Source organism: Lentisphaera profundi, assembly GCF_028728065.1.
GTDB lineage: Bacteria > Verrucomicrobiota > Lentisphaeria > Lentisphaerales > Lentisphaeraceae > Lentisphaera > Lentisphaera profundi.
Map to the genome: position 1 here is coordinate 1660545 of NZ_CP117811.1, position 25462 is coordinate 1686006.

The 25462-nt window shown below is 40.0% G+C and carries 17 protein-coding genes; 7 read left to right on the forward strand and 10 right to left on the reverse strand.

The annotated features are described in order from the left end of the window. Positions 1-71: 71 nt before the first annotated feature. The gene (locus PQO03_RS06540) at positions 72-1061 is read right to left on the reverse strand and encodes a serine/threonine protein kinase (protein ID WP_274148872.1); all 990 of its coding nucleotides are present in this window, start codon (positions 1059-1061) and stop codon (positions 72-74) included. 346 nt (positions 1062-1407) lie between these two features. Between PQO03_RS06540 and PQO03_RS06545 the strand changes: the two genes are divergently transcribed. The 3 genes from PQO03_RS06545 (at position 1408) to PQO03_RS06555 (ending at position 6123) form a co-directional block, all read left to right on the forward strand. Next, positions 1408-2445: a hypothetical protein gene (locus tag PQO03_RS06545; RefSeq protein WP_274148874.1), complete on the forward strand. Its 1038-nt coding sequence runs from the start codon at positions 1408-1410 to the stop codon at positions 2443-2445. 164 nt (positions 2446-2609) lie between these two features. Next, a complete protein-coding gene (locus tag PQO03_RS06550; protein ID WP_274148876.1) occupies positions 2610-4859 on the forward strand; it encodes a DUF1549 domain-containing protein in 2250 nt (749 codons plus the stop codon). A gap of 10 nt (positions 4860-4869) precedes the next feature. Continuing rightward, the gene (locus PQO03_RS06555; RefSeq protein ID WP_274148878.1) at positions 4870-6123 is read left to right on the forward strand and encodes a DUF1501 domain-containing protein; all 1254 of its coding nucleotides are present in this window, start codon (positions 4870-4872) and stop codon (positions 6121-6123) included. Positions 6124-6161: 38 nt separating this feature from the next. Here PQO03_RS06555 and PQO03_RS06560 read toward each other — a convergent pair whose 3' ends face one another. After that, a complete protein-coding gene (locus tag PQO03_RS06560; protein WP_274148880.1) occupies positions 6162-7301 on the reverse strand; it encodes a substrate-binding domain-containing protein in 1140 nt (379 codons plus the stop codon). Between the two features lie 152 nt (positions 7302-7453). Here PQO03_RS06560 and PQO03_RS06565 point away from each other — a divergent pair, with 152 nt between their 5' ends. The 4 genes from PQO03_RS06565 (at position 7454) to PQO03_RS06580 (ending at position 15283) form a co-directional block, all read left to right on the forward strand. Further along, positions 7454-8428 carry a c-type cytochrome gene (locus PQO03_RS06565; RefSeq protein ID WP_274148882.1) on the forward strand — a complete coding sequence of 325 codons (975 nt, stop codon included), beginning with the start codon at positions 7454-7456 and terminating at the stop codon, positions 8426-8428. Further along, positions 8428-10791, forward strand: a complete 2364-nt coding sequence (locus PQO03_RS06570; protein ID WP_274148883.1) for a DUF6807 domain-containing protein — start codon at positions 8428-8430, stop codon at positions 10789-10791. Before PQO03_RS06565 ends, PQO03_RS06570 begins: the two co-directional genes overlap by 1 nt. Then, the gene (locus tag PQO03_RS06575) at positions 10788-11609 is read left to right on the forward strand and encodes a sugar phosphate isomerase/epimerase family protein (protein ID WP_274148885.1); all 822 of its coding nucleotides are present in this window, start codon (positions 10788-10790) and stop codon (positions 11607-11609) included. The genes PQO03_RS06570 and PQO03_RS06575 overlap by 4 nt, the downstream gene beginning before the upstream one ends. A gap of 326 nt (positions 11610-11935) precedes the next feature. Next, the gene (locus PQO03_RS06580) at positions 11936-15283 is read left to right on the forward strand and encodes a ThuA domain-containing protein (RefSeq protein WP_274148887.1); all 3348 of its coding nucleotides are present in this window, start codon (positions 11936-11938) and stop codon (positions 15281-15283) included. A 592-nt stretch (positions 15284-15875) separates the two neighbouring features. Here the strand turns inward: PQO03_RS06580 and PQO03_RS06585 are convergent. The 8 genes from PQO03_RS06585 to PQO03_RS06620 all read right to left on the reverse strand — a co-directional run bounded on the left by PQO03_RS06585 (position 15876) and on the right by PQO03_RS06620 (position 25452). Further along, complete coding sequence (locus PQO03_RS06585; protein WP_274148889.1) at positions 15876-16565, reverse strand: type II secretion system protein; 690 nt, start codon at positions 16563-16565, stop codon at positions 15876-15878. Positions 16566-16802: 237 nt separating this feature from the next. Further along, positions 16803-17258, reverse strand: coding sequence for a hypothetical protein (locus PQO03_RS06590; protein ID WP_274148891.1), 456 nt, complete (start codon positions 17256-17258; stop codon positions 16803-16805). A 17-nt stretch (positions 17259-17275) separates the two neighbouring features. Continuing rightward, complete coding sequence (locus tag PQO03_RS06595; protein WP_274148893.1) at positions 17276-18631, reverse strand: glycoside hydrolase family 2 TIM barrel-domain containing protein; 1356 nt, start codon at positions 18629-18631, stop codon at positions 17276-17278. Between the two features lie 239 nt (positions 18632-18870). Then, positions 18871-19614, reverse strand: a complete 744-nt coding sequence (locus tag PQO03_RS06600) for a sugar phosphate isomerase/epimerase family protein (RefSeq protein ID WP_274148895.1) — start codon at positions 19612-19614, stop codon at positions 18871-18873. Further along, positions 19611-20981, reverse strand: coding sequence for a GH1 family beta-glucosidase (locus PQO03_RS06605; RefSeq protein ID WP_274148897.1), 1371 nt, complete (start codon positions 20979-20981; stop codon positions 19611-19613). Before PQO03_RS06605 ends, PQO03_RS06600 begins: the two co-directional genes overlap by 4 nt. Positions 20982-20990: 9 nt before the next feature. Next, positions 20991-23057, reverse strand: a complete 2067-nt coding sequence (locus PQO03_RS06610) for a glycoside hydrolase family 3 N-terminal domain-containing protein (RefSeq protein ID WP_274148899.1) — start codon at positions 23055-23057, stop codon at positions 20991-20993. A gap of 224 nt (positions 23058-23281) precedes the next feature. Continuing rightward, positions 23282-24952, reverse strand: coding sequence for an endo-1,3-alpha-glucanase family glycosylhydrolase (locus tag PQO03_RS06615; protein WP_274148901.1), 1671 nt, complete (start codon positions 24950-24952; stop codon positions 23282-23284). A 26-nt stretch (positions 24953-24978) separates the two neighbouring features. Continuing rightward, positions 24979-25452, reverse strand: coding sequence for a hypothetical protein (locus PQO03_RS06620; RefSeq protein WP_274148902.1), 474 nt, complete (start codon positions 25450-25452; stop codon positions 24979-24981). Positions 25453-25462 lie beyond the last annotated feature (10 nt).

Below are 25462 nucleotides of genomic sequence, written 5' to 3' on the forward strand. Positions count from 1 at the left end.
AAATCATACGTTAATGAAGGCTAGGTATCAAGATAATTGACAAAAATGTAACTTACTCATTCAGGGGTCTATTAAACTTCTTGCTCTTCCTTGGCCTCAGCTGCTAAAGCTTCAGCATGTAGCATTGTTATATCGTTGTATAGCTCATCATAGGTCTGGTAACGATCTTCCATTTCATGCGCAATCAAGTTATCTATTAGAATACATAAGCTTTCAGGAAGGTAATCATTGAGTTCCTGAATGGGATAACGATAAGGGTGCATATGCCCTTCTACGATCTCTTCATTCGGACCATCAAAATAGTTCTGTCCATTTACGACATAATAAAAAACCATTCCTAATGCATACATATCTGAGCGTTCATCTTCAGCTATCCCCTTAATGCGTTCAGGTGGAATATAAGATGGTGATCCAATCAGATTATCATCATCGATCTCTTGCTGCTCTTTATGAATAGCAAGGCCGAAATCTACTAAAGTAAGGTTTGCACCACGTACAATGACGTTCTGAGGCTTTAAATCTCGATAAATAAATCCCATATTTGCCATATATCGTAAAGCGTCCACTAACTGCATCATCCACGAATAAAGTTCAACTTCGGAAAATTCAAAACCTTTAGCTATTTGTTCCAAAGTATAGCCAGGTACATAGTCCATTAATAAAAATGCACTTCCACTTTTATAGCCAAAGCGATAGGCTTTAGCAATATGTGGATGCTCGAAACTCATTACAACGTCACCTTCATAAAGTAAACTTTGAAAGCGAAAGTCACATTCATCTGTATATTCAGAAAGTTTTATAGCATATAACTTAGAGTCTTCATACTTCTGGGCCATATACACACGACCCATCCCGCCTTCACCTGTAACAGAATATAACCAAAATTCAGTGATTCGCATTGGCATGAAAACATTCTCGCCGCAGTTCTGGCATTCATATTCTTGCAAAGGTTCGTAACCTTCCATGTCACACCATTCATGACATTTCATGCACTTGGCTAAGCCATCTTCAAAGCGTTTAAGCTCATTATCTGATAGGGCTGTAGTTCTGTAACCTTCCATAAATCACTTCTTTCTTAGTTTATTGAATTTGGGAGCCATTAATCTAAAGGCATATAATTTTATTTCTATAGTCACTCTCACCAAGAGCTAAGTCTAAATAAGATTTTATTCTGCATTTTAATAAAAAATTCCGACTTTTATCCAAAAACCCTACAGTAATTCACTTTTATCAGGGCTCCTAAATTAAGATAACTCAAATAAAATACAGCAATGTATATATATGATTGCTCTTTTTTAATCAATAATTCAAATAGTTTACCCTTTTAGGGCTAGTACTTTTATTGTGATTTTAATTTTGGCGCACTAAATTGATTACATATCTAAACATGAAACCCCAGGTACCGACGTGAAACTCCAAACATCCTTAGTCCTTATTTTACTTTTATCCTTTTGCAGCTGTGATTCCGAACAAGTTCAAAAATTAAAAGATAAAGTCAAGCAGACCACTGGATCTGCTACTTCTGAAGCAGTTAATGAAACGACTGAAAAAAACTTATTCAATCAAGACGAAGCCATAAAGTATATTTCATCTCAAATGCCCGTCATTGTAAGCCCGGGTAAATTTGAATTCACTTCTGAAGAACTTGAGAATGAAAAATATGGTAAATATCTTCAGATCCAATACCTCACAGAAGTGAGTTATAATGATGATTACTACAACGTCGATAAATCAGTTTCATTCACCCAAATCCTTAAAGAAAAAAATTGGACAAATGAATTTGCTCAATTGAAAAAAAGTCCATATACTTTCTACAAAAAAGTAGCGGTGAAAGATGAAACTACCGCTATCCAAGGATCTCTAATCTACAGAAAAAGTGGCGAAAAAATGGTTTTCAAAGACCACAAGCTTGAACGAGGACACATCATCCAAGGTAAACTTAAAGAAAAATTTACTAAGTCCTACCTCTTAGTAGGCTCGCAAGAAGCTGACATTGCCATCGACACATTCATGCAAAACTTTCTCATTGCTAAAAAACAAAAAACCAATGTTCTAGCGGCAGTAAAACCAAACAAAGTATTCAAAGGAACACTCACCCTGACTCCTGAGCTCAAAAAGAACATCACTCTTACCATGGGCAAGCAGCATGAACTCTTAAAATCATCTGAAGCTTTAATTACCTTTGACGAAAACCCAAACTTAAAAATAGTACTTAAAGGTACTTATCTAACCGAAATTCGCCCGGCGAATAGAAGCAATCTCAATTACAAAGTCGATTCAGTAGAACTCTATAGCTCACCCACAGATCCATTCTTTCAAAAGATCCGTCCTTACATACAAAGAGAATACTTTACTATATTTTTAGCTGCAAGCGGAAATTTATCCGGCATGTCTAAAAATTTAAAAATAGACATCAGACCTTTTAATAACGTCATCAAAAAATAACTGTCAAAATCATTAAGTGCGATAGCTTATATACTTAAGCTATCGCTAGTGAACTAAAAACTCATTGCATCCAAAGATTTTCCATAAAAAAATCAGCATTTAAGAAACAACTGTAAGATGACACATAAGGTCTACGTAAACTCTTCAAACGGAGACTTTGATTTATGAAACTCATTCTAACTTTACTGCTTTTTACTACATATATACATTCTGCGCCTCATCCCGATGAAGCTGTGGCTAAAATAAATAGTTTGATTAGCTCTCAATTAGAAGGTAGCTTAAATAAAAAATCTAGTGATTCCACTTTTGTACGAAGGATCTACCTCGACATAATTGGACGTATTCCTTCTATTGAAGAAAGTTCAGCTTTCATTGCAGATAAAAATACCAATAAGCGCTCATCCCTCATCAAGAATTTACTGATGTCAGAAGCTTACGTATCTAACAACTTCAACTTCTGGGCCGATATACTGCGCATCACCAAGGATGGCGGAGGCAATTTGACGGTCATGACCGCCGCTTATAGTGAATGGATCAAAAAAGCCCTGCGTCAAAATATGCGCTATGACGATATGGTTTATCAATTATTATCAAGTGATGGCCCTGTATGGGAAAATGGTGCAGCCTCATACTATTTACGTGACTCAGGAATGCCCCTAGATAATACTGCCAATACCATTCGAGTTTTTCTCGGCACACGAATTGAATGTGCCCAATGCCATGATCACCCTTTTGATGACTGGACACAAATGGACTTTTATCAGACTGCCGCTTTCACATATGGCTATAAAGGTGGCGCTTTTCCAAATCAAAAATCATCAAATTTGACCAGCCTAAAAAAACATATCAGTCAAATGAATAAAAAGAAGTTCACACAAGCCACTGGCAATAAATTCATACGCTCCGTCACTAATGAACAACAGTTAGATAAATTCTTAAAAAACCCAAGAAGCGAGAAAGAAATAAAACGCAGTGGCCTCTCTAAAGAGCAATATATTAAACTCGCTCGCAAAGGTATGGAAGCCGTAAAAGACACGCGCATCATACAGAGCTCAAGTAAAGATACCATAGACTCCTTATTTGGAAAAATGCGTAATACTTCACTACAGTTTAATGAAAAAACCTTACAACTCCCCCACGATTATAAATATGATGATGCCAAACCCAAAGATGCGGTTCAACCCTCCTCTATGTTTGGCAATAAAATCACTATCAAAGAAGGTGAAACCAGAAGAGAAGCTTTTGCTAAATGGTTAACTTCACCAGAAAATCCGACTTTCACCAGAGTCATTGCCAACCGTATGTGGGAAAAAGCTTTTGGCGTTGCGGTTTTTTCTCCCGTCGACGAAATAAATGATTTTACCAATATACGAAATAAAGAAATGGTCGATTATCTCGAAAAATTAATGCTTGATTTAGATTATAACCTCAAAGCTTTCCAGTATATCATCTACAATACCGATGCTTACCAAGCTCAGGTAAGTCCCGTTCAAATTAACACCAAAGACCCCTACGACTTCAAAGGCCCTGTTTTACGCCGAATGAGTGCTGAACAACTTTGGGATTCACTCGTGACTCTCTCAATTGAAAACCCAGACCTTTACAAATATAGCTCAAAAACTGATGAAGCTTTAGTGAAAAGTATCCGCAATAAGTTTGATCATATATCGAATATGGATACAGATCTTTTTGTTTCAAAAATCATGTCGATTGCTGAGTATACAGCTAAGCAACAACCCGAAATAAACCGTCTAAGGAAGCTAGCTCTTCAAGCGCGTAAAGATCAAGATATCACCACCATGAAAAAGTACAGTAAAGAACTTAAAGAAATCACCAACAGCATTTCCTTGAAAACTCAAAAAACCTTAAGCGTGACCAGTAGTGGGGCCATGGATATGAATATGATGCAGAGCATGAATTACAAAGCTAAAAAAGTCGCTAACCAAATACAAATCACCTCCGCTAAAACAGATCCCAACATGAGTAAATCTCAGCAAAAAGAAGAAAAAAAACAGTTCTCCACATTTAAAAAAATGGTCAGTAATTTTTATCGTGCCTCTGAATTATCCTCCCCTTCACCTCGTGGACACTTCCTACGTGATTTTGGTCAATCTGACCGCCTGAGTATTCAGAATGCCAACTCTTCTCCATCTATTACACAGGCTCTCAATTTAATGAATGGAAAAATGTTTAAAATCCTCAGCAACCCCCACTCACTACTAGGCCAAAAATTACACGCTAGTAAAAGTTCCCCGGAAAGCTTCGAAATTATTTACCAAGCCTTCTATAGCCGTAAACCCACAAGTGATGAATGGGCAGTTCTAGCTCAAGAAAGTAAAACTAGTAAGAGTAAAGCGACCAGTAATATTCTATGGGCACTCTTAAACTCTAAACAATTCACTTTCATTCAATAAGGAGTCAAATATGAATAGACGTAAATTTATTAAAACTACTGGGGCAAGTATCCTAGGCTTTAACCTTTCTAACAACTCCTTCGCCTCTTCTCTCGACTTTAAACAAACTCCTGGTGCGGCAAAACATCTCATTTATCTCTACATGGGTGGTGGCATGTCGCACATGGATACTTTTGACCATAAAGGTAATCACAAAAACCAAGGCCCTGTAAAAGCCATTAAAACTCGCGCAAAAGGCGTGGAACTTTCTGAGTTCCTCCCTCTCCTCGCCGAACACACTGATAAACTTGCCATTGTAAATTCCATGACCTCAACTGCTGGTGCACACCAACAGGGCAATTATATGATGCATACTAGTTATGAAATGCGTTCAACTATTCAGCATCCGGGCATAGGTGCTTGGTTTCAAAAATTTCATGGTAAAGTAAACAAAAGCTTACCAGGCTCCATATTTGTTGGTGGCAATAGCCGGACTTTTGGGAATCGCGGCTTCTTTGAACCTGAGTATGCTCCACTTTCTATCAGCAACCCAAATGAAGGTTTAAAGAATTCCAAAAACCCCTACTTCCAAGATCAAGAATTTCACCGCTTAAGTCAGTTAAGCGATAAGCTTGATAGTAAGTTCCTCGAAAAATATAATCTCGACACCACGAAATCTGCTAGCTCAACTTACGTCGAAGCCAAAGAACTTATGAATAGTCCCGATTTAAAGGCTTTTGATCTTTCTGACGTCAGCGATAACAAGATGGAACTTTATGGAAAAAATAATTTTGGCCAAGGGTGCCTTTTAGCAAAAAGATTAGTAGATAAAGGCGTTCGTACCGTAGAAGTTTCTCTCGGTGGCTGGGACACTCACAATAACAACTTTGAACGAGTCGCAGTACAAACTCAAAGTCTAGACCAAGCTATGAGTGCACTACTAAGCGACTTAGCTGAAAGTGGCCAACTAAAAGACACTTTAGTCGTATTAGCGACAGAGTTTGGTCGTACTCCTATCATTAATGTTAATGATGGTCGAGATCACTACCCAAAAGCTTTTTCATGTGTCTTAGCTGGTGGACCTGTACGTGGTGGTCAAAAATACGGCATGACTACGCCTGATGGCACAAGTGTAGCGAAAGATCCTGTGAAGATTCCTGACTTCAATGCGACCATCGCAAAAGCTCTTGGCATGCCTTGGCAACAAAAAGTATTCAGCCCTTCTAAGCGCCCCTTCCAGGTCGCTCATCGCGGTAAACCCATTGATTCCCTACTCACTATATAAACCTTAGATTAATAAGCAGCCAAAAAAATCAAGTTAAATTATTGCATTGACCGTATCGCTTTTGCATTTTTTCCATAAAAACGCATGAGGTATTTATTCAGTTGGTTGGATGAAGAAAATCCAAGTTTAAAAGCGGCTTCAGTGATGCGAATAGATGAATCAGATTGTAATAACTCCATAGCTTTTTCGGCTCTGATGCGAGCTATGAATTCAAGTGGTGTTTGTTTTAACTCATCTTTAAAATGGTACTCTAACCAACGTCTAGATCGCCCTATATGACCTGCCGCCGCTTCAACGTTAATTTGTTGTAAAGCATTGAGACGAATGTATTCAACAACTTCTGCTATTTCAGGGTTATACAGCGTAATAATAGCTGTGGAATCTCTTTCAAAGACCTCTCCACATGGAACTATAATATCTGTTGTTTCTTGGTCTTCACCCTTTATTAGACCATCTAATTGCTGCGCAACGATCAAACCTAAATGACGACTATTTCTTTGAATACTACTTAAAGGCGGACTACTCAGTTCACACTGAACGGCATCATCATTAATCCCCATAATGGACAAATCCTCAGGAACCTGAATAGCTAATTGAATACAAGCTTGTTGAACTTCTACCGCGCGAGGGTCATGCGCTGCTAGTAAAGCTGTTTTCTTTGCTAAGGAAGAGAGAAATTTATGCAGTTTTTCATTTTCTTTAAACCATTCTAAATTCATTCCTGATGGAGCTTCATAAGTCTTTAAAACATAACCATATTTAGAAAGTGTCTCTTCAAAGCCTCTTTGCGTTTCTTTTGAATACCAAACATTTTGAATACCATAATAAGCAAACTCTTTATGTCCCTTCTTTAAAAAATATTCCGCCGCATTCTTTCCCATGCCATAATAATCCGCTCTTACTCGTGGCACAGGACTGTCGCTTAATACTCCAGAAATATTTATACAGGAAATTCCCAGTTTTAAAATATGCTCAGCTTCTTCTTCGCTATTGATCTGAGCTATGATCCCATCGCCTTTCCAGTTCTTTAGATCGCGAATCTCTAAACGGTGCCTTTCTGGATTGGTTAGAAATTGCCAGTTATAACTGGCTACAAAACTCCGAACCCCAAAAGCAACTTGAGCCAAATGATCCACTCCAAGAGGAAACGCCAAGGCAATATTTTTAATTTGCGACATCAGTAATCCTTTTTTACTTAGTCTAAATAATGCGTAATTACTTTAAAATACAACTAAATTGCGCATTTTTAACTTTTTTTTCGTATAATGATCCGTGTATTCAATTATTTTATCATCCATAGTTAATCAATCTTAATTCAATGGAAGAAAAAATGAAAAAACTATCACTGAGCATGCTACTCTTGCTTTCAATCGGTACTTTTGCAGATATCAAAAAGGGCCAACAAGTATTCACACAATTTTGCGCCAACTGCCATGGAGATAAAGGTCAAGGACTCGTTGGACCAAACTTAACTGACAAAGAGATTCTTCACGGCAGCTCAAAAGCAGAAATCGAAAAAGTCATCAAAGAAGGCGTACTTGCTAAAGCTATGCCTGCCTGGGCCACTATCCTTAATGATCAGCAGATTTCTGACGCAGCAGATTATGTAAAATCCATCATGGGCAAAAACCTGAAGAATGGCTTTGTTGCCGTAAAAACAACCGTGAGCTCCTATCCAAAGGGCACTCTGGAGAAACCTTACCTCATTCGCACTTACATGCCCGTAAACGGCCTAAGTGATGATATTTTCCCTAACCATGGTAAAGGCGGAGATGTTAATAAATATAGTCCTCGTAGTGGTAAAGAAGATCCCAAAAAAGTACAAAAACCTATTCCTGGCCTCCCTTCCACAATTACAGTCAACTTTGGCCCAAAACTTTCCTACACCTTCGATACTTTGGAGTGTCGCTTGCTCTACACTTGGTCAGGTGATTTTCTTGATATGACTAACTACTGGGGTAAAGGTACTGGTGGTAATCGTAGTCGTAAAAGTTATATCCCTAATATAATGGGGGACATTAACTTTAAAACTAGTGGAGCACACCTTTTTCCGGGTAAAGTTCAATTTAAGGGCTACCGCAAAGAAAATGGGATACCTATCATGCTCTATAAGGCTGGAGGTCTAAATATCAGTCTTAAAATCACACCTGGTAAAAACCTAGGTGAAGCCATTTGCGAATATCGCACAGATTCCAAAGACGCCATTAAGCTTAATCTACCAAAAGGTATGACTTCAAAATCTGGACAAAGTTTAAGCCCCTCCGAGGCCAAAGCTTTCAGTCTTATTATTAAAGGAGCTAAATAATGAAAAAATTCTTACTCTCTGTCTTTGCTCTTTCCACTAGCCTTCTGGCTGAAAGCTACAAAGTCGACAACATAACAACTCCATTGGAAATAGCTCCGGAGATCGGTGGCCTAGCCTTCAATCCATCAGGTGAACTCGTCGTCGTCACTCGTCGCTCAGGTATTCAGATTGCGAAAACCGCAAAAGATCCCAATGGCTTCCAATGGCGCAGTTTTTCAGATGATTCACTCCACAATCCCTGTGGCGTTCAAGTCATTTCAGATTCAGAAATGTTTGTTTCTCAAATGGCCGAACTCACAAAAGTTTCCGATACCGACAAAGATGGCATTGCCGACTCCTACGAAACAATTTCCAATGAATTTGGTCTCAGTGGCAACTATCACGAGACGAACTACATCCTTCCTGATGGTAAAGATGGCTGGTATATTGCTGTTGGAACAGCCTCACACAATGGACCTACTTTCTACCACACTCAGGGTGAGTATAAACACAATGGCCGACGTGGACGCAATTTCGCCGCAGTAAAATGGAAGGGCTGGATCATGCATATTGACGCCAAAGGCAAGATGACTCCCTTTGCCAAAGGGTTTCGTATGCATAATGGTATGGGCATGAGCTCCGACGGTAAAATATTTGCTGGAGATAATCAGGGTGACTGGCGTGGAACTTCACCCATTTATCACATCCAAAAAGATAAATTTTATGGTCATCCATCTGCTCTTGTTTGGGATGATAAATTCACTAAAGAAGTATCGAATAATCCCCTCTTCTACTACATCAATGACATGAAGCAATACGAAAAAGATCGCACCCCCGCAGCTATCGAACTTCCTCATGGTATGATGTGCAGTTCTCCCGGAGAAATAGTCTTTGATACCAAGGGAGCATTTGGACCCTATAAAGGCCAGGCCTTTGTAAGTGACATCGCTGGTCCACGCCTCGTTCGTCTCATGTTTGAGGAAGTCGACGGCATCACTCAGGGTGCTTGTATTAAATTTGCTGAAAAGAAACTCAAAACAGGTAACAACCGCTTAGTCTTCAATCCAAAAGGCGATGAACTCTATGTTGGCCAAACCCTGCGTGGTTGGGGAAAACCATCCGAGGGTATTCAGCGTATTTCTTTTAATGGTGAAGCGCCTAACTCTATCCTCAACATGCAACTTACAAAAGAAGGCTTCCTCATTACCTTCACCCAAGAAAAAAGTAAAGGTGAATTAGCCAAACTAGCAAACTATTCCTTCCAGTCCTATCATTACCCTTCCAGTCATCGATATGGTTCAAAGCCTGCAGATAGGAAAAACTTGAAAGTACTCAAATCCACTCCTAGTTCTGATAACAAAAGCGTTCTCATTGAAATCGAGGGTTTAAGAACTGGAAGACTTTTCCAATTAGATTTACGTGGTGAACTCGCAGAAGGTCTCGATCAAAAAACAATCGTTTACACCATCAACAAATTACAGCCCGGAACCATTGTTAATGAAGTGAAAGCTAAAGCTGCACCAGCCCCACTTAAACCCGCCTCAGTTAAACTTTCTAAAGCTAATGATAAAGTAACGGTAACAGTTGATGGCAAGCTCTTCACTGAATTTATTCAGGGGCCAAATAAACCTTGCCTCTACCCCATCAATGGTATTGACCAAGAAAATATGACACGTCATTATCCCTTTAAAAATGGCGTTAAGGGCGAAAGTTCTGATCACCCTTGGCATACGGGTATTTACTTCACTTTCGGTAAGATCAATGGGGTGGACTTTTGGAATACCAAACATGGAAAAACTCAGCAAATCAAAACCGTAGATCTACAAACGCAAGGCAATAAAATTCTCGCACATAATCAATGGATTCATAAGGATAAAAAGCTCCTGAGCGATATCACAGAAATCACTTTCTCCGCAGATTCTCAAAGTCGTTACATCGATTATAAAGTGACTCTCATTGCCGATACCATCGATCTTGATTTTGGTGATACAAAAGAAGGCATGATGGCGATCCGCATGGATCCCTCCTTCCGCGTTAAAGATCAGAAAGCTACAGTTATTAATAGCAATGCTATCCAAGGAAAAGACGTCTGGGGCAAACAAGCTCTTTGGGTAAGCTATGCCAACACTTCTGGCGCAGTGATTAGCATCATGGAAAGTTCCAAAAACTTCCGTTCACCTACTCATTGGCACGCTCGTGATTACGGACTCTGCTCTGCCAATCCTTTTGGGGCAAGATCTTATACAAGAGATAGGTCCAAGAATGGTGCTCACACACTTAAAAAAGGTCAGCAAATGACGTTTCATTATCGTTTTGCCTTTCATAAAAATCCCAACACAAAAAATGCCATTGATAAAATCTATAAGTCATGGGCTCAAAAATGAAATACGCTATCTGCAACGAGACTTACCAAAACTGGACTTTTGAAGATACTTGCAAGGATATAGCCTCTCATGGTTACCAAGGAGTTGAAATAGCTCCTTTTACACTCAAAAACAAGCCGGAAGAACTCACAATTGCAGAGGCTAAGTCTTTTGCCAAGATCGCAAAAGAGCACGACCTCGAAGTTGTTGGACTTCACTGGTTGCTCACCAAGCCCGTCGGCTTGCACATCTCCACCCCCGATTGCGAAGTTCGCAAACGTACTACAGACTTTCTCAAGCACCTCGTTCGACTCAATGCTGCAATGGCAGGCGACGTCCTTGTCTTCGGCTCACCTATGAGTCGCAATATTCCTGAAGGTGAATCCTATTCAGACTATTGGGACCGTGCTCGTGATAGTATTGCGCTCATGGCTAAAGAAGCAGAGAAAGAAGGCGGAATCATTGCCATTGAACCTCTTGGCCACGTGGAAACTAACTTTTTTACTTCGGCCGAAGAAACCATCAAAATGATCAAGGAAATCAATTCACCTAATTGCCGCCTTCACCTCGATGTCAAAGCCATGTCTTATGAAGACAAGGCTATTTCTGACATCATTGTCGACTCCGCAGAATACCTCGAACATTTCCACGCCAACGACCCCAATCTCCGCGGACCTGGAACAGGCAAAATCGACTATGAGCCCATCTATAAAGCTCTCAAAAAAATAAACTATTCCAAATGGCTTTCCATCGAAGTTTTCAACTATGACGAAGGTCCGCAAAACATTGCCCGTAATGGTATCGAATTCTTAAGGAAACAAGAATCTCTAGCTAAATAGAGCCTTTTGCAAAAACACTGAGTAATATCAACCTTGGCCAGATTAGGGCCAAGGCTTTTTAAGGCTCCAAGCATTGGCATGTAGTCCACTCTTTAGAGTGCCGAAAAGCTCGATCCAACATACGCTAAAAACAAGCTAATCTTGGACTTGTTATCTTTCACATACCCCCTTTTTTTTCCAAAATTTCTCACAGCAAATCCACCCCCTAATTCCTCAAGGCTCATACTTGCTTGCTTTATCCAAGCCATTTATTTTAATGTGCATAGATTTGATATATTAATAAATTAGTACTATACTAGTATATTAAATAACAACAGAGGCTTTCTATGTACAGAATTTATATTTCTCTCTTTTGCTTTCTTCAGTTACTAAGTTTTGCAGAAACCAGCAATAATAAGCTACTCATTTTCACTAAAACGGCAGGCTTTAGGCATGACTCGATTGCGGATGGCGTCAAGGCACTGAAGTCGATGACTGAGAACAATTCTTACCTAACAGATCATAGTGAAGACAGCAGTGTTTTTACAGATAAAAACTTAAAGCAATATCGCGCTATTATTTTTTTAAGTACGACTGGAGACATACTCAATAATGACCAGCAGTTGGCTTTTCAACGTTTCATTCAAGCTGGCGGTGGCTTTGTCGGTATACATGCGGCAAGTGATACTGAATATGATTGGCCTTGGTACATGCGCCTCATTGGTGCACAATTTTCGAGTCATCCTCAGGTTCAAAATGCAACCCAAGAAAAATGTAATTGCGAACATGAAGCCATTGATTTCCTCCCGCAAAAATGGACTCGCAAAGATGAATGGTATAATTTTAAAAATATCTCTCCTCATATTACCGTCCTTCTCACTTTAGACGAATCCACATATACTGGAGGAAAAAATAATAAGTCTCATCCCTCCTCCTGGTGTCAAAAATACGATGGAGGACGCATGTTTTACACTGCTGGTGGGCACACTAAAGAATCGTACAAAGAGGAACTTTTCCTCCAGCACATTCTCGGAGGCATAAATTACGTTTGCACAGCTTCTAAACCTAATTACACAAAAACTCTTCCAGATGATGAAAACTTTGAGGTTTCTGAACTCGCTGTAGGTCTACAAGATCCCATCGCAATAGCAGTAAGTGCCAAAGACGAAATCTTTATTATCGAACGTAAAGGCGCTATCAAACTACAGCGATCTGGACGTATTGAAAAAATACATCAATTAAATGCCATTCACAAAGATATTGCTCCCAAAGCAGCTGAATTAATTGCCAAAGAATGTGGTGGGCTCGGCATAAGTTTAGATCCTGATTTTCAGGATAATCATTTTATTTATATCTATTATTCACCTAAAAATAAATCATGTAATCGCCTCTCACGCTTCACCTTTTCAGACGATAAACTTATTGATGAAGTCGCTATACTCGACGTGGATACCGACCGTACTCATCAGACTTGCCACGAAGGAGGAAGCTTGGCATTCGCTAATAATCGTGAGCTCTATATTACTACTGGTGATAATACTAATCCCTTTACTTCCCAGGGAGCTTCACCCATTAACGAAACGCCTGGAAATAAGTATTACGATGCCCAACGTTCGGCAGGAAATAGCAATGACTTACGTGGATCCATTCTTAGGATTATTGTAAATCTAGATGGTTCCTATTCTATCCCAAAGGGTAATTTATATACTCCTGGCACCGCTAAAACTAGACCAGAGATCTATATCAAAGGCTGCCGAAACCCCTATAAAATGTCTGTAGACAAGAAAAATAATCTGATTTATTGGGGAGAAGTGGGCCCTGATGCAAGTAACAAAACTCATCGCGGTCCTATGGGTTACGACGAACTTAATCAAGCTAGCCAAGCGGCCTATTTTGGTTGGCCCTATTTCGTGGGAGACCAAGCTTATAATGATCTTGATTTTTCTACTGCTAAGAGTGGTCAAAGTTTTTCAAAGAAACTTATCAATGATTCTCCCAATAACACTGGTTTAAGTTCATTGCCAAAAGTTAATTTTCCCATTCTTCACTACCCATATAAAAAAATGGAGTCTCATCCTGATTTAGGCAATGGTAGCCGCAACGCTATGGCGGGACCAGTCTATCATCAAGAAGGGCGAATAAATAGCTTTCCCGCGTACTTTGATGACACCCTATTTTTCTATGATTGGTGTCGCTCCAAAATTCTACTTGTTAAATTTAACGAGCACAAAAAAATAAAATCATTAACTCCCTTTATGGAGTCACATAAATTCATTCATCCCATCGATATCCAACAAGGTCCAAAAGGAGATCTCTATGTATTAACTTACGGTTCAGGCTGGTGGAATAATTCCGATGGAACACTTCAAAAAATATCCTTTGAAGGATTTAATCGTCGTCCCACCCTTGTCATGCAAGCAGATAAAAATGATGGTAAGATCCCATTAAGAATACATTTCTCTAGCGAAGGAACCATGGATAAAGATGGCGATAGCTTGAGCTATGCTTGGAGTTTTGGCGACGGTCGCATATCCAAGCAAAAGAACCCACAAATCACCTATACAAAAACAGGCCTTTACCAAGCTTCCTTAACCGTTAGCGATACTGCCGGACGCAGTTCGACTCAAAGCATGAAGATAATTGCTGGCAATGAGCGTCCAAAAATTCACCTAGATTTCAAATCGAAGCCCAGTGCTTTTATTTGGGGTGAAACTTTTGAGTATACCCTGACCGCAAGCGATGCCGAAGATGGAGTCATTGATCCGGCTTTGGTAGATGTCACGGCTGAATATAGACCCGATACTTCCATTCCAAAAAAAGCTTCTCAGTCAGATAATACCGACCCACGTTTAAAGGGAATGAACGCCTTACATCAAGGCACTAAACTCATTGAAAAAAATAATTGTCTCGCCTGTCACCAATCCCAAGCGAAATCCATTGGCCCCTCTTATGCGGACATCGCAAAAAAATATGTGGATAATGCAAAAAATCGCGAAACACTACTCAAAAAACTCAAACTGGGAGGCAATGGAGTTTGGGGTCACATGCCCATGCCCCCTCAAAGCCATATTGCTGATATTCAACTCAAATCAATGATTTCTGCTATCATGGCTATGGGTAAACAATCTAAACTCATCAGTAAGGGTGAAAATGGTAAAATCCGCTTCATGGCTAAGCCTTCCGAGGCAAAAAATTCTCACGGAATTTACGTTATAAGGGCAAGCTATCGTGACCAAGGTGCCAATGGTCTCCCTGCTCTAGTCGGTGAATCTAAAGCTATCATTCTTGAATCAACGATTGTTGTCGAAGGAGGAAAAGCTATTTTAAATACGGATAGAGCTCTTATTCACGGCATCAACGCCCGAAAAGAAGGTAGTAGTAACATTGGCTTTTATCGCAATATCGACACATCAGTTACTTGGAATACATACATAAAAGATCCTGGGGTATACGAAGTTTATATTTACCAAGCTTGTGCTGCCGATAAAGCTGGCAGTAAATTTGAGCTACACCTAGGAAGCCAACAACTCAAAGGTACGATTGTCGCCACAAGTGACTGGACTGATTTTACTCCCGTAAAACTCGGTTCAGTAAACTTCCCAAATCGTGGCTCACAAAGAGTTCACTTTAAACCAAAGCATATCCCTCATGGCGACTTGGGCAACATCAAGGGAATTATTCTCAAAAAGATGTAAATCGCGATGTAATAAAAGTTTACACGATTACCCGTTACAAGGAGCAAAGCCCCTAATCGCCTGGTCAAGGGTCTTGCCAGACAGGCGGATAAAAAGCATTTGCCCATACGGCAGTATCTTGCTGGGGGAGATCGAGCGGGACAGCGTCCCTATCGAACGGGTCGCATCATGCCCTCTATTCTGGGTAATCGTATATATTTTTAGTGCTGAAAGCACGCATTAACTTAGCCTAATTCGTGAGAGCTAGGTCCGAGAAATAATCGAAAATAGAGTTCTGCAGGAAGGGATAAATGCTCTAATCCATGCTTTCAGCATTCATAAGATCATTAGATATAATAACTCCCAAGGCTTACGCCATTGGGCTATATTCATTCATGCTTTCAGCATTAGCTGCTAACACTTTTTCACTCTAATTCATTGCGGATTAATAGTTTTGAGCTAAGGCCGAGCAGGTGCTCAGCTTTCCCAGGATTCAATTTGTGCCTTTGCTTGTAAGCGCTATTAAATAAAAAACGTTCAAAGCTAGAACTTTTGAACGTAGAAAAATTTATACTGTGATTTTAAAGAGTGCTGCTGTGATGCTTGCTTAAAATTACCAAGTAACGGTGAAATTTCCTTTTTTGAGACCAAAGGGTTTTATCGTTTCAACATGACCATCTGCAAAAACGACATTTGAGAAACTATCATTGACGTGAGGATAACGAATTCCCGAAGGCGCTCCTGGCCCATCTTCATCGGATTCAGAAATATAAATAGCCTGCTCCTTATCCAAAGATCCTGGGTTATCTCTCCATGATTCATAGCCTGACAATTGATCATGGCCATCTATTTGAATCCAAGCACCCCAGTGATTATTCATACGCCCATCAGCACCTAAGACTGTTTCACTTGCATATGCTGCATCTGTAACTTTCCAACCAGAAGAGTCATCCCATGGTACAAATGCTTTGCTAAAGGTATAAGTAATGGGCTGTTCATCTGTTACAACGCCATTTTTTTTGCCATTACTGGCACCCGTTGGGCAAGTCCAGAATGAGTTTTGATTACCCAAATTTCCGCGATTACTCCAATCAGAGTCTCTATCGAGTTTATCTATGGTCGTAGAAAAGTTGCCCTCATCATTATCCATAAGAATCGACATACCAACTTGCTTTAAGTTACTTTTGCAAACTGTGGCATGAGCCTGTTGACGAGCACGACTTAAATTAGGTAATAAAAGAGAGGCTAAGATACCAATGATCGCAATTACCACTAGTAGTTCAATTAACGTGAATTTTTTCATGAAAACCTCAAGCTTATTATTTATATACTAGTATAGTTCTGTGTTGTATATAAATCAAGTTCATGCTATTTGTTTTTGGATTTGATTCCTCATTTTTTTAGCTGATCCACTAAAAATCTAGCCTAAATTCTCATTAGATATCACCCCTGCACGAATCTTTTATTTTTCTTAGCCATACATAGCCACAAAAAAGGCCCGCTTATTAAGCGAGCCTTTTAGTGAATCAAGAACTAAATTCTAAATTGATGTTTCAAACTCAAGTTCTACCAGTGTTTTTTTTGCGGCGCCCGCAGGTGACCAAAACCATCCATTTGTATCCCAGCACTGAGCGTATTTAAGTTCATCAACTAAAGTTTTAAAAGCCTTACTAGCAGCAGATTTCTCTCCGTTTTTCTGGAGTGATTGGCCTTGTATAAAAAAGCACGTCCCCACATCATTCAAAGCCCAAAACTTAGAGACTTCTTCTTGTGAACCAGTAGGCATGGCTGTTAGACCTGATTGCATTTCTTTTGCTTTAGCTAAATACATTTCAATACATTTATTGGTATAGCTCATGACTTTAGCGTGATCACCACTACTGAGAGCTTCCCAGGCTTTTGAAGTGAGAGTTGAAGAACTATGATCGCCAAAATCTTGGGCATTTACTGTAAGCATTGCGAAGATCGCAAACATTGTCATTATCATTTTTTTCATTAGTACTGCTCCTGTTTTTATTTTACTTTAAAAGGGATATTTGCGGTAGCGGCGCCGCCTTTTCCATCACGAATAGTTAGAAAGAGGCGATAAGCACCAGGTTTAGAAGGACTCTGCATGACACAATCCTTCTCATTATTAATCAAAATTAAATTTGGATGAGATTTTGGAACTGGCTCTTTGTCCCCTCCAACACTTTGTACTGTGGCTTCTTCTGTAACTACCCATTCATAAGTCAATGAATCCTCATTGCGATCAAAAGCATCTACACGGGCAATATATTTTCTACCTGCCTCAATTACTTTACCATCAAACTCAGCAGAAATACTTTTGATATTTGGGCAACGATTTTCAGGCCATTCACCCGTCCAAGCTTTAGTCATGGCATCTACTTGAGAAAGCTTTTCCATTGTTGGCAAACACATCCCAAACCACGTAGAGGTTTTTTCTTGCTTCCAGCCCCAGAGAAAGGCAAAGGTTCCCAAGCACATTTCTTTACCTTCATTAATATCAAAAACGAGCTTATGAGATGAGTAATATGTTTTTGATTTTTCTGTACTATTTGGCTCAATGGGTGCTCCCCAAGAAGTTTTGGGAACTTCCCAAAAACCCTGTACGCCAAACTCCGTAATCGCAAAAGGTTTCGTCCAGCCCAAAGCTTTTAAAGCTTCTCCAGTGCCTGCCGCCGAGCCATAGGCATTCACTCCAAGTATATCTATACTAGGGTAGTATTGCATAATACTTTTTATTTTACCTGCACCTGAACCTGCAATCACCGACATTACAGGGTGGTGTGGATCTTCTTCTTTGATAATCTTAGCAAGAATCTCAAGCTCTTTAATAACAGCAGGGTTTGGAGTTTGTTTAACTGGGTCTTCCATTTCATTGCCTAAGCCCCACATAGCGATGGCAGGATGATTTTTCCATTTGCGTACAGATTGACGCACATGATCTCTTTGTTTTTTAAGCTGCTCTTCATTATTATAATCAACACCATGGCGTTCATGTCCTATCCACAGACCTGGTACAACGTGAATCCCTAGGCGCCAAGCGCGATCAATATAGCGTTCACCGCCTGCCACTTTATCTTCAAGAGTTCCTATTCCCCAAGTACGAGTAAAATTTCCACCTGCAAGTTTAAATTGCTCAAGCATACCAGGCTGAATAACGCCACCTGCACCGCGAATAGCCGTCTCTACATTATTTATATACAGACGCCAGTCACCTTTCTCATTCTTTTTTAATTCAACTTTCGAAGGACTTGTAGGTAGCTGCCCCTTTTTCAATGCAACTTTATCAATGAGCTTTTGAAGAGGGTTGGCAGATAATAGAGTACTTATCATAAAGAAAGAGATTAATAAATTAAGGTTCATATACATTCCATATTTTTGATTTATAGAAAACTATACTAGTAGTATACTATTACTACAAGTGTTTTATGATAAGATTATATAGTTTTAATTAAAAGACAATTTTTCCTCAGATAGAATTATCACAAAATATATAAGAGAAGGCTTACTTGAACTAATATATACTCGGATACCTAAAGCTGAATCCCTTAGCCAACTTTAGAAGAATTACATAGCGATTTTGTGTTATTTACGGGTGCCATTTAGTCTAAAAAATCCATGGACTCTTGAACTAGTTTAAATAAGCAGCCCTCATATTCATCCAACTCAATAAAAACGTGTTCGCACTTAGCCATAAAGTCCGCCAATTCATTAAACGGCATGTTACCCTGGCCCAAGGCGCACATTTTTTCACCTTTTATTAAATTTCCATCCTTGAGATGAAGTAAAGAACAAATGGGCTCCAATATCTTCTGCACTTCGTGTAAATCTGCACCGGCGATCAGAGACCAATAGACATCCCATTCCCAGGCTAATGATCCCTCGCATTCTTCAAGTAGATACTCGAAGGCATAACGCCCTTCAATTATTTTCATTTCCCAATCATGATTATGATAGCTCAAACGCAAGCCACGATCCGCCGCTTCTTGAGCTTCTCGGCTATAAAGTTTCGCCAATTTTTTGATAGCTTCAATATCCTTGAAGTCTTCGGCTCCATGGGGTGAACTACCCGTTACAATATAGTCCGCTCCTAAATCAAGTGCCATGGTATAATTTTTATCCATCTCTACACGTGAGCCCAATGCTAGGTGAACCGATGGGACCTCAAAATCCATAGCTTTCAAATGCTGTATAAGTTCATTATCTGCGCCCCCAAAACAGGCTTCGACTTTGGTAACACCCATTTTTCTCAAGCGCTTCAGAGTCCCTTCTAGGTCGTTTTCCATCTCGTCACGAAATGAAAATAACTGAACTCCCGGTGCACTTCTCAAAGTCAAGTTATTCATACAAGACTTGGGTCTTCTTGCTTCAAGAGATCACCATTTGAAGCAATTAATTTTTGATACCAAAAACCTGAATCTTTGATAATACGTTCACCCGTTTCATAATTAACATAAGTCAGGCCAAAGCGTTGAGTATAGCCTTCGCCCCACTCGAAATTATCCATCAATGACCAATGCATATAGCCTGTCACAGGAATACCTTCGCTCACAGCCCGCTCGAGACTCTGAAGGTATTTCCGAGTATAATTAATGCGCTTTAAATCATGTACACAGCCATCTTCACTGACCACGTCCAATTGCGAAAAACCGTTCTCTGTAATCATCACTTCTTTGCCGTAACGCTCATAGAGAAAACGGGGCCCCCAGTAAAGTAAACTTGGAGTTATTTTCCAATCAAAGGCCGTCCGTTCTTGCTCTGGATCTTCTGGCGTCAAAATCCAAGCATCACCTTCAGCTCGAACTTCATCTCCCATATAAAAATTAGTTCCTAAAAAATCTGGCTCCGTGGCAATAATCTCCATATCGCCTTCTTGAATTTTAGGCGCATCTTCACCGAATTCTTCTAAACCCTGCTGAGGATAATGCCCCAGGTAAATGGGATCATACCACCAAGAAGTCCAAAAACCATGATCACCATCCACATGAAAAGAGGCTTTTCTAGCGGCCTCTATATCTTCGGGACTTTCGCTAGCTGGCAACTTAAATAAACCCATGGGAGCACAGGCAATTTTGATAGTTTGAGAAACGGAGCGCATCGCTAAGGTAGCCTTGCCATGGGCCAGCAAGGCATGGTGACCTGCTTGTAGACATTCACGTAGAGGCAATTGTAAACCTGGGGCATGTACTCCTGCCGAATGACCCAAAAAGATAAAACATTGAGGCTCATTGAGTGTAATCCAATGCTTAATTCGATCAGCAAAAGACTCGACACAGACTTTCGCGTATTCCGCAAAATCATCGGCTATATCGCGATTGAGCCACCCGCCCTTCATGAACAGTGCCTGGGGTAAATCCCAATGATACAAGGTGATTACTGGCTCAATTCCCGCAGTGAGTAGTTTGTCGATTAAGTCACTATAAAAATCTATTCCCGCTTGATTCACTTCTCCACGGCCATTGGGTATAATACGTGGCCAACTCAATGATAAACGATAAGCTTTTATGCCAATTTTTTGCATGATGCGAATATCTTCATCAATGCGATGATAATGATCACAAGCCACTTTGCCATCACTTCCCTCCTTAATGGCTCCCGACTTGCGACAGAACATATCCCAGATTGATTCACCCTTACCACCCTCCTTCCATGCTCCTTCAATCTGGTAAGATGCCGTGGCGGCACCCCATAAAAAATCTTTGCTAAAACTCATGCTCTCTCCTTAGACAATTGCAAAACTAGATTGCAAACTAGCCTTACTACTGGGACCGACCCAGATATTGAAGTCACCGCTATCTACCTGGGGTTCATTGGACCAATTATAATAAGCCAAATCGGTCATCGAAAGTGTTAAACTGACGCAACGTTTTTCTCCCGCTTCTAAACTCACCTTTTCAAAGGCCTTCAGCTCTTTCACTGGACGTGCGGTCTGAGCCACTAAATCTCGTATATAAAGCTGGACTATTTCACTACAAGCGCGATCACTTTTATTCTCTAGGCTTACTTCAATAAATAAGTGCTCCGACTTTTCTAAATGAGTCTTGCTCAATTGTAAATCCGAATACTCTACCGTAGAATAAGTCAGCCCAAAACCAAAAGGATATAAAGCTTCATTTGTCTGATCAATATAATTAGATTTGTACGCTTCAGAGAATTGCGTAATGCCCTGCCCCAATACAGGACGTCCCGTATTTCGGTGATTATAGTTCAAGGGAACCTGTCCTACTGAACGCGGGAAACTACATGTCAGACGACCACTGGGATTGAAATCACCTTTCAAAATCTCTGCAATGGCGCGACCCGCAAGTGTGCCTCCATGCCAAGCCAATAAAATCGCTTTGCAGTAGGGCTCAGCTTCGGTTAATATCAAAGGACGCCCACTTAAAACCACTGCGATAACTTCCTTGCCACCCTCATGCAGTGCCTTCAGTAATTTCATTTGCTGCTGTGGTATATTGGGCTCACTTCGGGAATGGGCTTCTCCACTCATGGTGGCTTCTTCACCAATAATCAATACCACTTTCTCGCAAGTGGAGGCTACCGCCAGGGTTTCTTCCAGATTCTCACCCGATTCATAGAGGATTGCCGTAGTATAAAAGGAAATTTCTAAGGCCTTGCGAATTGATTCCGTCTTTTCTGCTTGACCCAAAAAGCTCCAAGTTCCAAGCAATGTCGCAGCATCTTCTGCAAGCTCTCCAATCAAAGCAATAGATTCAATTTGATTGCCTAGTGGCAGTGAATTTTGTTCATTTTTGAGTAGGACACAGGATTCAAGAGCCGATTGTAAAGCGAGTTTCTCACCTTCTTTTTTTGAAGGACTTACCTTCTCGATTAATATATCCTGTTTGAGTTTAAGGATGCGCTCTACAGAAGCATCAATTAGACCCTCCTCTACACGACCTTCATTCACTAAGTCCACTAGGTGATCACTATAGGCATTAGACATCATATCCACATCTATACCTGCCTGAATTGCCAAATATGCAGCTTCCTTCAGATTCTCAGCCACACCATGATCCACCAATTCAAGAATCGCGTTATAATCACTGATAATCACACCTTCAAAGCCCCACTCCTCACGTAAAATCTTATAGAGCAAGGGATGTATTGATGCAGGTATTCCATTAAGGTCCTGAAAAGCCATCATGATGGTTTTACATCCCGCATCTAAAGCAGCTTTAAAAGGCGGAAGATAGACTTCACGCAATGCCCGCTCAGATATTTGTGCACTATTATAATCACGTCCACCTTCTGCTGCCCCATAGCCTGCAAAATGTTTCACACAGGCCGCTGTACCCACTTTTTGAATACCTTCGACCCATGCCTCTGAAAAAACACTATTGAGGTAAGTATCTTCTCCGGATGATTCCGCAATCCTTCCCCAACGAAGGTCGCGTGATACATCAACCATTGGAGCAAATATCCAATCCGTTGAATCCGCACTCGATTCACAAGCCGAAAATTCAGCGACTGCTTTAATGAGCGCTGGATTCCATGTGGATGAACAGGCTAGTGGAATTGGAAAAATTGTATGGTAACCATGAATAACATCTGTACTCACTAAAAGTGGTATTTCCGAATGGCTTTCACAGAGTTCTTTTTGCTTCACACTGCGCGCAATATCTTCTTCATTAATGATAATGACCGAACCCACATCACCACCAGCAATCAAGTTCTCAATATTCTCATGACTGACAATAACTTGATTCATTTGTCCCACTTTTTCTCTGAGAGTCATTTGAGATATCTGGGTCTGTAATTCTCTTTTACTACTTAATAAAAAACTCATAAATAACCTAAAGATTAAAATAATATTTTAATACTATATCATATCTAGTATGTTTTTATCAAGTCAGTATGATGGTTTATATGAAAAATCACTGGGTTTTAATAGCTTTAGTGTACTAGAATTCTTAGGAAACTAATCATTCAGAAATCCTAAGCCTCTTATCAAAAGCAGCTTATTCGCCAAATGAGAGAGTCATTATAGTCAAAAATTATCCAGGATACTTTTTACTTAGTATTTCCAGATTTTAAAAAATCTGGAAGACTCTTCTCGGTTCCAAATATTTTTTCAAAATATTCATCGAAACGACTCGAATACATATAAGTAAGTCGATCCGTCCTATAGGGCTGTTCATGAATTTTCTGAGGCGGTGCTAAGCTTAAGATTGGCTTACTCCCGCGCCTAAGTTCAACTGAAACTGGCCCTACTTCCGATGGAAGCTTGACGGTCTGAAGTCCTGTAGCAATTTCACCGGCGAATTTCCCATTAATATAAATCTCCCCAGGCTTATCTAGAATACTTACTACCTCAATAAAATCTTCTAGTTGCTCTTCGCCAATCCTCTCTTTTGTATGGATTTTTACATCGTATTTTGGCACTATATCATGGCGGTATTTTTTGTAAAAAACTGAAATTGATTCCTTGATCTCTAGTTCTTTATCTTTCCATTGATTGCAGTAGTACTCCATCAACACCATCGGCACAAAATTATGATTGATTTCTGGGGCAATGTGATGACCTTCGGGAAAATCATTCCATGTGGCTAGACTAATCCATTGTAGATCTTCAGCTAGTGCAAATTCAAATAGCTCTCGATAAAGTAGCGATAGAGCACAGTTTTGGTAATGGCGTTCTACTGCATCTACCTTTACAGTCTTTAAATCTTTATAAGAAAGCATACTGTGCCCTTTCGAGGAATCCTTCCAATAAAGTTTACTGGTATAGTAATCAGGATAAACCGTCAGACAAAAATCTCGCTTTTTAACACGACAGAGCTTATTGATACGACGAAAATCATTGAGATGTTTCGTGCTATCCGTCCAAGTCCACACACCTGGAAAATATTCCAAAACCTTCGCACTCAAGTCATGATTAGCGGGGAATCGCAAATCATACATATAGGCAATTTCCAAACCTATAGCTTGAGCGAGTTTTTCATGAGCCTCTGCAACGCTTTTTATACGGTCGGGAAATTGATCAATTGACCAAGGTTTGTGATTCATATCATCCGCGAGAGCATCGTTATTCCAGAGATAAAAGATAGTGCGACCATCCGGAGTTTTGAGCCAGTGATCATAGCTACGTACACTCTCTACTAGATTGCGGATTGACTCTGACCAGCGTTCAATTTTATCCTCTTCCAAACCTTCATTTGCATTGGATAAACATAGAGTGAACTTAAAATGAGGATAAGTTTTTGATGCGACCCTGAAAAAGCTCTCTACTACGGCATTATAATCAGCCATAAAACCCTTGTGATTCACTTCTGGATAATAAAAGTGAAAGGCCTCAATCCCCGCCACACTTGCCGCCCGTAATTCCTGACTCACCACTTCATCTAAACTACGCTCACCTCTTTTGTACAAAAACATATCCATCGGCGCTACTTGATTGACTCCGCCTAATTCACTAAATTCACCATCGTGTTTATACCAATCGAGATTACGGCTCAAACCACCCGGTCGACCACCAAAATCATAATCTATATCTCCAGTCATAAAATGAGCCACGAGTGTTTTTTGTGATGCCATGGGTAAATCAAGGCGATTCATCAAAATGGGGACATCACTGATAACACTTGAGTTATGGGCCTGTTCTTGCTTGCTATTTTTCTCAAAATCGCATTGGCAACTCAATAAGGAAAATAATCCTAAAAGTATGAATTTAAACTGCTTCATATACCGCAATCTCCCTTGGCCTTTAATTAAAGTTCACTCGCACGAAATGTATCCATGATTTTATACGCCTCTAGTAAATCCTGATGATCTGATCCTTTGATTTTTGACAAACGAAAATCATTCAATTTTGCTTGAGCCTTAGCCCATTGGTCATAGGACTCACTAAAACGCGAATCATTTTTAACTTCATTAATCAAGTAGTACTCGAGTTCATTCTCGATAAGATAAAAGCGCTTCAATGCTTCTTTTTCTTTGTTTCCCGCGAGTTCATTACGTTGCGCCAGCATCATTCTAAAATGACTGTCTTCTACTGCAATTTCCTTCCATAATTCAAGGGCTTTGAGATGTTTCTCTATAGCTAATTTTTGACTCATTTTATAAATGCTCGAGTTCTTAGCTAAAACCTTCACTACCGTATGCTTGGCCTTTTTGTAGGGAGCTAAACCGCCCTCTGCTACGAGATTGAAACTCATCATTATAAACAATAGTAAATACTTCATTTTTTATCCT

Coding starts and splice junctions, on each gene's coding strand:
- PQO03_RS06540 (WP_274148872.1), bottom strand. CDS start 1,061: ATGGAAGGTTACAGAACTACAGCCCTATCAGATAATGAGCTTAAACGC.
- PQO03_RS06550 (WP_274148876.1), top strand. CDS start 2,610: ATGAAACTCATTCTAACTTTACTGCTTTTTACTACATATATACATTCT.
- PQO03_RS06555 (WP_274148878.1), top strand. CDS start 4,870: ATGAATAGACGTAAATTTATTAAAACTACTGGGGCAAGTATCCTAGGC.
- PQO03_RS06560 (WP_274148880.1), bottom strand. CDS start 7,301: ATGTCGCAAATTAAAAATATTGCCTTGGCGTTTCCTCTTGGAGTGGAT.
- PQO03_RS06565 (WP_274148882.1), top strand. CDS start 7,454: ATGAAAAAACTATCACTGAGCATGCTACTCTTGCTTTCAATCGGTACT.
- PQO03_RS06570 (WP_274148883.1), top strand. CDS start 8,428: ATGAAAAAATTCTTACTCTCTGTCTTTGCTCTTTCCACTAGCCTTCTG.
- PQO03_RS06575 (WP_274148885.1), top strand. CDS start 10,788: ATGAAATACGCTATCTGCAACGAGACTTACCAAAACTGGACTTTTGAA.
- PQO03_RS06580 (WP_274148887.1), top strand. CDS start 11,936: ATGTACAGAATTTATATTTCTCTCTTTTGCTTTCTTCAGTTACTAAGT.
- PQO03_RS06585 (WP_274148889.1), bottom strand. CDS start 16,565: ATGAAAAAATTCACGTTAATTGAACTACTAGTGGTAATTGCGATCATT.
- PQO03_RS06590 (WP_274148891.1), bottom strand. CDS start 17,258: ATGAAAAAAATGATAATGACAATGTTTGCGATCTTCGCAATGCTTACA.
- PQO03_RS06595 (WP_274148893.1), bottom strand. CDS start 18,631: ATGAACCTTAATTTATTAATCTCTTTCTTTATGATAAGTACTCTATTA.
- PQO03_RS06600 (WP_274148895.1), bottom strand. CDS start 19,614: ATGAATAACTTGACTTTGAGAAGTGCACCGGGAGTTCAGTTATTTTCA.
- PQO03_RS06605 (WP_274148897.1), bottom strand. CDS start 20,981: ATGAGTTTTAGCAAAGATTTTTTATGGGGTGCCGCCACGGCATCTTAC.
- PQO03_RS06610 (WP_274148899.1), bottom strand. CDS start 23,057: ATGAGTTTTTTATTAAGTAGTAAAAGAGAATTACAGACCCAGATATCT.
- PQO03_RS06615 (WP_274148901.1), bottom strand. CDS start 24,952: ATGAAGCAGTTTAAATTCATACTTTTAGGATTATTTTCCTTATTGAGT.
- PQO03_RS06620 (WP_274148902.1), bottom strand. CDS start 25,452: ATGAAGTATTTACTATTGTTTATAATGATGAGTTTCAATCTCGTAGCA.